7 protein-coding genes are annotated in these 9,338 nt (G+C 72.7%); all 7 read right to left on the bottom strand.

The features are described from left to right. Positions 1 to 93: 93 nt before the first annotated feature. The 7 genes from rpe to PKF00_RS20530 all read right to left on the bottom strand — a co-directional run bounded on the left by rpe (position 94) and on the right by PKF00_RS20530 (position 9,223). Positions 94 to 753, bottom strand: coding sequence for a ribulose-phosphate 3-epimerase (gene rpe, locus PKF00_RS20560; RefSeq protein ID WP_271219204.1), 660 nt, complete (start codon positions 751 to 753; stop codon positions 94 to 96). 99 nt (positions 754 to 852) lie between these two features. After that, positions 853 to 2,703: an asparagine synthase (glutamine-hydrolyzing) gene (gene asnB, locus PKF00_RS20555; protein ID WP_271219203.1), complete on the bottom strand. Its 1,851-nt coding sequence runs from the start codon at positions 2,701 to 2,703 to the stop codon at positions 853 to 855. 251 nt (positions 2,704 to 2,954) lie between these two features. Further along, positions 2,955 to 4,601, bottom strand: a complete 1,647-nt coding sequence (locus PKF00_RS20550; RefSeq protein ID WP_271219202.1) for an RsmB/NOP family class I SAM-dependent RNA methyltransferase — start codon at positions 4,599 to 4,601, stop codon at positions 2,955 to 2,957. Between the two features lie 4 nt (positions 4,602 to 4,605). Next, a complete protein-coding gene (gene fmt, locus PKF00_RS20545) occupies positions 4,606 to 5,535 on the bottom strand; it encodes a methionyl-tRNA formyltransferase (RefSeq protein WP_271219201.1) in 930 nt (309 codons plus the stop codon). A 4-nt stretch (positions 5,536 to 5,539) separates the two neighbouring features. Further along, positions 5,540 to 6,088, bottom strand: a complete 549-nt coding sequence (def, locus tag PKF00_RS20540) for a peptide deformylase (protein WP_271219200.1) — start codon at positions 6,086 to 6,088, stop codon at positions 5,540 to 5,542. A 111-nt stretch (positions 6,089 to 6,199) separates the two neighbouring features. Next, positions 6,200 to 7,594 carry a hypothetical protein gene (locus PKF00_RS20535; RefSeq protein WP_271219199.1) on the bottom strand — a complete coding sequence of 465 codons (1,395 nt, stop codon included), beginning with the start codon at positions 7,592 to 7,594 and terminating at the stop codon, positions 6,200 to 6,202. A 39-nt stretch (positions 7,595 to 7,633) separates the two neighbouring features. Continuing rightward, entirely contained in the window at positions 7,634 to 9,223 is a 1,590-nt protein-coding gene (locus tag PKF00_RS20530) for a protein kinase family protein (protein ID WP_271219198.1), read from the bottom strand. Between the last annotated feature and the right edge of the window lie 115 nt (positions 9,224 to 9,338).

The raw sequence follows: 9,338 nt of genomic DNA, 5'->3' as shown, positions 1-9,338 counted from the left end.
CTCGGCGCCGTTGGGCGAGCGGCCCGGCGAGAGGCCGGCCGCCGCCCGTGGACGCCTCGCGAACGGCCCCGCGGACGGCGGGGCCGGGAGGGGTCAGCTCTTCTTCTCCGCCAGCGTCCGCAGCTCCTCGATCGCGCGTGCCGGGTCCTCCGCGCCGTAGACGGCGCTGCCCGCGACGAACACGTCGGCCCCCGCCTCCGCGCAGCGCTCGATCGTCTCGGCGGAGACCCCGCCGTCCACCTGCAGCCAGACCTGGCCTCCGTGGCTGTCGACGAGCGCGCGAGCCCTGCGGAGCTTGGGCAGCACCACGTCAAGGAACTTCTGCCCGCCGAAGCCCGGCTCGACGGTCATCAGCAGCAGCATGTCGATCTCGCCGAGCAGGTCCTCGTACGGCTCGACCGGCGTCGCGGGATTCAGCGCGAGCCCGGCGCGGGCGCCCGCCGCGCGGATCTGCCGCAGCGTGCGGACCGGCGCCTTGGCCGCCTCCGCGTGGATGGTCACGCTGCCCGCCCCCGCCTCGGCGTACGCGGGAGCCCAGCGGTCCGGGTCCTCGATCATGAGATGGCAGTCGAGCGGCGTCGAGGTCGCCTTGAGCAGCGACTCCACGACCGGAAGCCCGAGTGTCAGGTTGGGCACGAAGTGGTTGTCCATGACGTCCACGTGCAGCCAGTCGGCGTTGGGGACCGCCGCGGCCGCCTCCGCGAGGCGGGCGAAGTCGGCGGACAGGATGCTGGGCGAGATCTGTACGGCCATAGTGCGGCCGAGTCTATTGCGAGGGCTCGGAGGGCGGGCCACCGGCAGGCGGGATCGCCGGATCCCCCGGCCCTGCGGCTCCCGCCCTCCCCCACGGCCTCAGAGCTTGAGCTGCACGGCGTAGTCCTCGAGCCAGGCGTTGACGCCGAGGAAGCCGTCCAGCGCCGCCCGGGTCCCCGGCCCTCCGGCGGTCTCCGGACGGTCGAGCAGGTCCCTGATCCTGCCGAGGTCGGTCAGCGGCGCGACGGCGGCGTCCTCCCGCTCGAGCAGCTCCGCGCTCTGCGCGCGCAGGGCCCGGTCGTAGGCGGGGTCCTGGGTCGAGGGGTAGGGGCTCTTGCGGCGCTCCACCACCGAACGCGGCAGGACGTCGGCGGTGGCGGCGCGCAGCACGCTCTTCTCGTGCCCGTCGAAGGTCTTGATCGACCAGGGGATGTTGAAGACGTACTCGACGAGCCTGTGGTCGCAGAACGGCACCCGGACCTCCAGGCCGACGGCCATGCTCATGCGGTCCTTGCGGTCGAGGAGGTTCTGCATGAACCGGGTGAGGTTCAGGTAGCCGATCTCCCGCATGCGCCTGTCCAGGCCGCTCTCGCCCGGCAGCCGGGGCACCTCGTCCAGGGCCTCTCGGTAGCGGTCCGCGCGGTAGGTCTGGAGGTCGAGCTCCCGCAGCAGGCCCGCGTCGAGGATCCCCGCCGCGCCGCTGAACTCCTCGATGCCCGGGATGGCCAGCCACGGGAAGGTGTCGCCGTTGATCGCGAGAGGGTCGTGGCACCACCGGTAACCGCCGAAGACCTCGTCGGCGGACTCGCCGGACAGGGCCACGGTCGAGTGCTCCCTGATCGCCTTGAACAGCAGGTAGAGGGAGGTGTCCATGTCACCGTGGCTGCTCGGCACGTCGCGTGCCCGCCGGACCGCCGCGCGTGTGGCGGGGTCCATGAGGTCCGCGGAGTCCAGCACGATGCCGGTGTGGTCGGCGTCGATGTGCCGCACGACGTCGAGGACGTACGGCGTGTCGGGGGTGGCCCGCATCGCGTCGGGCTTGAAGTTCTCGTTGTATCCGACGAAGTCGACGGAGAAGGAGCGGATCCTGCCGTTCCCCCGGGCCTGGAGCTGCCCCATCGCGAGCGCGGTGACGGCGCTGGAGTCGAGACCGCCGGACAGCAGGCTGCACAGCGGCACGTCCGAGATGAGCTGGCGCTCGACGATGTCGTCCAGCAGCTCGCGCACGGTCCGCACGGTGGTCTCGACGTCGTCGGTGTGCTCGCGGGCCTCGAGCCGCCAGTAGAAGCGGCGGCTCAGGCCCGCCCGGCTCACCCGGATGAGCTCGCCGGGACGCACCTCGTACATCCCCCGGTAGATCCCGTGCCCGGGCGTCTTGCTGAGGGCGAAGATCTCGCGCAGCCCGTCGAGGTCGACCACGGCGGGCTGGGCGAGCGGGTTGGCGAGGATCGCCTTGGGCTCGGAGCCGAACAGCACCCCCGACTGGGTCGGGTGGTAGTACAGCGGCTTGACGCCCATCCGGTCGCGCACCAGCAGCAGTTCCTCGCGGCGGACGTCCCAGATCGCGAAGGCGAACATGCCGTTCAGCCGGGCGGCGAGGTCGTCTCCCCACTCCAGGTAGGCCCGCAGCAGGACCTCGGTGTCGCTCCGGGTGCGGAAGCGGTGGCCGCGCGAGGACAGCTCGTCGCGCAGCTCGCGGAAGTTGTAGAGCTCTCCGCTGTGGACGAGCACGGCGAGCGGCCTGCCGTCCTCGTCGGCGACCATGGGCTGGCGGCCGCCCTCGACGTCGATGACGGCGAGCCTGCGGTGGCCGAGCGCGGCGTGCGGGGCGGTCCACAGTCCCTCGTCGTCGGGTCCGCGGCAGGCCATCGTGTCCGTCATGGCCTGCGAGGTGTCATGCAGCCGCCCGAGGTCACGCTCGAAGTCCACCCAGCCGGAGATCCCGCACATTCGACAACCCCCACATTTTGTAGGCAATTGCCACACACTCTCAGCAGTACCATCCGTATCTCAACGTGACGCCCGTATACGGCCTTCCGTAACACCCCTCTTCACACCATTCAAATCCACCACATATGTCCCTTAAGAAACACCTTCCCCACCGGTCACAGCGGCGGCCACGAGGCGGCGGTGACGGCACGACGAAACCGCCACCATGGCCGACCAGTGGAAAGGCCGGAGAACCGGAGGGGGAGGGCGTCTCAGCGACGGCGCAGCAGGGCCAGGAACATCGCGTCCGTACCGTGGCGATGTGGCCAGAACTGGACATGCGGTCCCGCGCCCAGTCCCTCGACCTCGGGAAGGTAGTCGCGGGCGTCGAGGACCTCGACGTCGTCGCGGCGGCGCAGCACGTCGTCGACCACGGTCACGGTCTCCGCCAGATGCGGCGAGCAGGTCACGTAGGCGACGACTCCTCCCGGACGGGCGGCCTCGAGAGCGGAGGACAGCAGGTCGCGCTGGAGCCTGCCCAGGTCGGGGAGACTGCGGGGGTCGCGGCGCCAGCGGGCCTCGGGGCGGCGGCGCAGGGCGCCGAGACCGGTGCAGGGGGCGTCGACCATGACCCGGTCGAAGACCCCGGGCCGCCACGCGGGAAGCGTGCCGTCGGCGGTGACGACGGCGGCCTCACGGGTGGCCTGCCGGACCAGACGGGCGCGGTGGTACTGAAGCTCGACGGCGAGCAGATGCGCCCCGCCGGGAAAGGCCGAGGGACGCGACCGTGCCCGCCCCTCGGGCGACGCCCCGGCGGCCTCGGGAAGGCCCGGGGCCCCGCTCCGCTCCTCTGGGGCGCCGGAGAGAGCGGCCTGGCCGCCCCTGCCGCCCAGGGCGGCGACGTCGGCCAGGCCCGCCTGGTCGCCGTGGACGGCGATGGCGTCGAGCAGGCCCGCCTTGCCGCCGGGACCCGCGCACAGGTCGAGCCAGCGCGTGTCGCCGCCCGCCACCGGGACGCGCGTCAGGGCCAGCGCGACAAGCTGGCTGGCCTCGTCCTGCACGGCGGCGCGCGCCTCGGCGACCGCCAGGATGGAGCCGGGGTCGCCCTCGCGCAGGTAGGCCGCGTAGGGGGAGTGGTCGCCCCGCTGGGCGCCCGAGGCGAGCAGCTCCTCGACGGAGGCCCGTCCGGGGCGGGCCACCAGGGTGACGCGGGGCCGCTCGTTGTCGGCGGCCAGCAGGGCCGCCGTCTCGTCGAAGTCGCCGCCGACGGCGTCGCGCAGCGCGGTGACGATCCAGCGGGGATGGCTGTGCGCGACCGCCAGATGACCGACCGGGTCCTCGACCGGGTCGGGGGCCACGATCGGGATCCACTGCTCCAGCGAACGGGTGGAGACCTTGCGCAGCACCGCGTTGGCGTACTTCGACGCGCCGGTCCCCACCCGCAGACGCACCAGGTCGACGGTCGTGCCGACGGCCGCGTGCGGCGGGACCCGCGTCTTGAGCAGCTGGTGCACGCCCAGGCGGATGGCGTCGAGCAGCGGCGGGTCCAGGTCCTCGGGAGCCCGGTCGCTGCAGGCCGCGATGACCTCGTCGTAGGTGCCCAGGCCGCGCAGGGTGCCGTAGGCCAGCTCGGTGGCCAGCCCCGCGTCCCGCCCCGACAGGCGGCGTTCGCGCAGCAGCGCGGGCATCAGCAGGTTGGCGTAGGCGTCCCGCTCGTCCACCGCCCGCAGCAGGTCGTAGGCGACGTTCCTCGCCTCGTCACGGACCGGCCTGGGCGGGCGGGGACCCCTGCCCCGGCCTCCACCGGACCCGTGCCTGTCCCTGCCGCCCTGCGCGCCCGTCTGGCCGCCCCGCGGGTGGCCGGAAGAACCACGGCCGCCCCCGCGCTGAGCGCCCGCGCCGCTCCCCCGATCTCCCATGTCCCTAACCCAGCCGATCTTCGTCGGTGGGCCGCACGCCGCGGGCCCACTCCCCCGCGCCCATCAGGCGCTTGCCCTGCGGCTGCACCTCGCCCAGCTCGACGGGGTGCGTGGCCGTGCCGACCAGCACCGAGGTCTTCGAGACCGAGAGCAGCCCCGGGGCGAGAGCGGGCGCGTCGGGCGCGGGCCGCACCGGACCGAGCTTGAGCCGATGCCCCCGGAACTCCGTCCACGCGCCGGGCGCGGGCGTGCAGGCCCGGACCAGGCGGTCGACCCGCATGGCGGGCGCCGACCAGTCGACCCTGGCGTCCTCGACGGCGATCTTCGGAGCGACGCTCACCCCCTGGGAGGGCTGGGGCACCGCCTCCAGCTTCCCGTCCTCGATGCCGTCGAGGGTCGCGGCCAGCAGCCCCGCTCCCGACTCCGCGAGCCTGGCGAGCAGCTGCCCGCTGGTGTCGGCCGGCCTGACCTCCTCGGTGACCACGCCGTACACCGGGCCCGCGTCGAGCTCCTTGACGATCTGGAAGGTGGCCGCGCCGGTGATCTCGTCGCCGTGCAGCACGGCGTGCTGCACGGGGGCGGCGCCGCGCCAGGCGGGCAGCAGCGAGAAGTGGAGGTTGACCCAGCCGTGACGGGGGATGTCCAGGGCGGCCTGGGGCAGCAGCGCGCCGTAGGCCACCACCGGGCAGCAGTCGGGATCGATCAGCCGCAGCCGGTCGAGAAACTCGGGGTCCCCCGCCCTGTGCGGTCTGAGGACCTCGATCCCCGCCTCCTCCGCCAGCTCGGCGACGGGGCTCGGGTGGACCTTGCGGCCCCGGCCCGACTGGGCGTCGGGGCGGGTCACGACGGCGACGACGTCGTGACGCGGCGAGTCGAGCAGGGCCCTCAGCGAGGGCAGAGCGGTTTCCGGGGTTCCGGCGAAGACCAGGCGCAAGGTCCTACAGAGCCTTCCCTTGGGTGGCGTGCGGGGAGAACTTGAACGCGGGGGCGGAGAGGCCGGTCCACTCGGCCTCCCGGATCTCCTTCATGGCGAGCTTGCGCTGCTTGGAGTCCATCCGGTCGATGAACAGCACCCCGTCGAGGTGGTCGGTCTCGTGCTGGAAACAACGGGCCATGAGATCGGTGCCCTCAAGTGTGACGGGGTCGCCGTGCATGTTGAAGCCCGTCGCCACGGCCCGGATCGCCCTGGGGGTGGGATAGGACAGCCCGGGGAAGGACAGGCAGCCCTCCTCCCCCTCCTCGTCCTTGTCGTCGGACAGGTCGAGGTCGGGGTTGATCAGGTGCCCGAGCTGCTTGTCGACGTAGTAGGTGAAGACCCGCAGCCCGACTCCGATCTGCGGCGCCGCGAGCCCCGCTCCCGGCGCGTCCATCATCGTGTCCGTGAGGTCCTTGACGAGCTTGCGCAGCTCCTTGTCGAAGTCCTTCACCGGCTCGGCCGGCGTGCGCAGCACCGGGTCGCCGAAAAGGCGGATCGGCTGAATGGCCAACAGGCTCTCCTCACGCTTTTCGGGGATTCCCCCAGTGTAAGGGGCCTGACCACGTCCTTCGGATCTTCCCTGTCGATTGTGACGCCTGGCGGCGTCGCGATGAGCGGGGTGCTACGACCGGCGGGAGCGGGTCTTCATGGCGGCTTTGCGGGCGGCTTTGGCCACGGCCGCGTCACTGTGGTGGGCGCCCAGCAGGTCGAGCACGGCGACGGTGTCGGGGTGGTCGGCCAGCGCCATCTCCTCCACCACCCTGACCAGGTCCTCGCCGGGTTCGAGGGCGTCGAACTCGCGCATCGCCTCGGCCGCCTTGCCCAGCTGGACCAGCGAGGCGAGCGTGTCGACCGCGATCCAGGTGCGGTCCGCGGGGGTGAGGGGCGGCGCGGGCAGGTCGCGGATGTGCAGCCAGGAGGCGGCGTAACGCCACATGCTCGGCTCGGCGAGCGCCTCCCTGAGCGGAGGCTCGGCCTCCGGGCCCAGCTCCTCCAGGATCGTGCCCACGGTGCCGCGCTGGCCTGCCGTGCCCGTCGCGGCGATCCCGACCAGCTCGCGGGCCGCGGCCTCCGGGCTGCGCGACTCCAGCCAGACGGTGACGGCGCTGGGCGCGGCGGAGCGCTTGATGATGGCGTCGACCAGCTCGGTGCCGCCGAGGTCGGCGAAGACAGCCACCTCGGCCCCCGTGGGCGCGTCGTGGCCCTCGCGGATCAGGTCCTGGCGCACCGCCCACACGCCGAGCGGGGTCAGCCTGGGCCTGCCCGCCTCGGACAGCTCGATGAGCCCGCAGTAGCCGAGGAGCGCGAGCGCGCTCTCCAGTTCGCCGGGAAGGGCCGCGGCCAGCTCCCGCATCTCCGCGGGGCGGGCCTCACAGGCCACCTCGTGCGACTGGAGGATGCCCTTGACCAGGGTGACGGTCGACAGTCCCTCGCTCACGGCGTACATCGTGGCGAGCATCTCGGCGAGGTGGTCGTCCACGACCGCCGAGCCGGTCAGGCTCTCGTCCGCGCGGTCCAGGACGTCCATGACCACGCCGTCCCAGAACTCGAGCGCCGCCCTGTGGGGCAGCTCGGCGGACAGGGCCAGCGGGCCCGCCGTCGCCACGCCCCGGGAGATGCGGAGCATGCCCGTGTTGACCGCGACGACCCACAGCAGGTGCAGCCTCGACGGGCTGGGCACCCCGAGCTCCGCGCACGCCAGGAAGGGGTCGGGCAGCAGCCCCTCGGGAGTCACCTCCCTGGTGCCGGTCCACGCGGCCAGCCGCTGGGCGTCCAGCACCAGGGGAACCTTCAGCACGGCCGCCGCCAGCTCGCCGTCGGCGGCCAGCTCGACCGGGGGGAAGCTCAGCACCTCGGTGCCGCAGTCGGGGCAGTCGCAGTCGTCGACCGCGTCGGTGGCGCCGACCGCGTCGAGCACGGCCGCGCGCAGCTCTCCGGGCCCCGCCCCCAGCTCGCCGACCAGCCTGCGCAGCTCGCCGAGGTCGAAGACGTTGCCGGTGTTCCCGCTCTTTGCCACTCGTGAAACTTACTGCACCGGAGCCCCACGGGTGTACGGCTAGCCGATCGCGCGGGATCTCGCCTTGAAGGCCGCCTTGCGCGCGGCCTTGGCGATGTTCTGGTCGTTCAGGGAACGACCGAGCAGCTCAAGGACCTGGACGACGTCCGGGTGGTCCACCCGCCACATCTCGTCGATCACGTGCGCCGGGGGCCCCGAGGCCGCCATGTTCTCCGCGAAGCTCTCCGGGTCGTCCTCGGCGGCGGAGATGGCCAGCGCGAGGGTGTCCACGCTCATCCAGAGCACCTCCTGCTGGGTGAGGGCGGGGGCGGCCAGGCCACGGGCGGAGAGCCAGTGGATGACGTGGGGGCGCAGCTCGGCCTCCTCCAGGTGCCGCCGCACCGCGGGCGCGGCGTCCGGGCCGAGCCGGTCGACGATCGTCACGGCGATGCCCCTGGCGACGGAGGGGGCGCCGGAGACGGCACCCAGCAGCTGGGCCGCCGCCTCCTCCGCGGTCCTGCCCCCGAGCCATGCCTCGATGTCCGCCTCGGCCATCTCCGTCGGGATGCCGGACAGCAGCCCCTCGATGAGCTCGGAGGCGTCGACGGCCGCGAGGTCGGCCGCCTCGGGCGCCTCCATGCCCAGGCCGGTGTAGAGCTCCCTGAGTGCCCACACCGCCGCCGGGGTGAGCGTCAGGTTCTCCTCGTCGGCCTCGACGACGCCGCAGTAGGCCAGCCTCCGTACGACCTCGACGAGGTCGATCTCACCCTCGTCGGTGAGCCCGATCCCCTCGATGTACTCCATGACGATGGGAACGGGAACCGGCGCCTGCAGCCGGTAGAGCATGTCGCACAGGCCGTAGAGCTCCTCGTCGAGGGCCGGGGCGCCGGTCACGGCCCCGCGGGTCTCCTTCTCCACGAGGAACTCGACCACGGCCGCCCAGGTGTCGAGCGGGTCGGGGGCGTCGGCGTCGAAGATCGCGACGCCCTCGACCTCGACCAGCCCGGCGTAGACCGCCAGGTCCCACAGGAGGGCGGGGTCCGCGACCGCGAGCTGGGCGGTCGCCTCCGCGGCGTCACGGACCCTCAGCCGTCCCTTGACGGTCGGGGTGCGGCCCCCGGCGAGCATCCACTGCACCAGCCGCCGCACGTCGGTCACCAGCGGGACCCGCAGGGCCCCCTCGGCGAGCGCCTCGCGGGAGGCGAGCCGTACGGGGGGCAGGGGGGAGCATCCGGGGCAGTCGCAGATCCCGGTCGCGGGTTCCTCCGCGGAGCGTTCCTCGGGGCTCTCCGCGCCGGGATGCGGGCCGCCCTGCTCGAGGGAGTCTGCGCCCATCGCGCTGAACAGGCTCTTCGCCATGCCGAACCGGGAGGTGTCGGCGAGCGCAATCGGCATCTCGGGTTCGATCCGGTCCAGGACGGTCCGCATGCGGGCCGCCATCTTGCCCCCGATCTCCTCGGTCGAGAGGAGGAAGTCGACCAGGGTGCGCGCGGCCGCGACGGTCTCCGAAGCGCTCTCCGGCGGGGCGATGACCTTGCGCGGGTAGATGTTGAGCAGCAGTTCCTCGAAGGTGACCGGAGTGAAGTCACCCAGCTCGTTCACGTCCAGATAGTCGCTGGCGTAGTCGCAGAGCAGACGCACCTCGTCCACGTCAACGTCCAGGCCGTGCGCACGCCCCCACGCACGCAGATCGTCTACGGCCCGATTCACCCATTCGATCGACACAGAGGAAAATTAACGGCTTACTGTCAGCACCGCGAATCGG

Source organism: Streptosporangium carneum (genome assembly GCF_027922005.1).
Taxonomy (GTDB): domain Bacteria; phylum Actinomycetota; class Actinomycetes; order Streptosporangiales; family Streptosporangiaceae; genus Streptosporangium; species Streptosporangium carneum.
The sequence above is the reverse complement of the archived record's forward strand: the minus strand, read 5'-3'. Positions and strand labels throughout refer to the sequence as shown.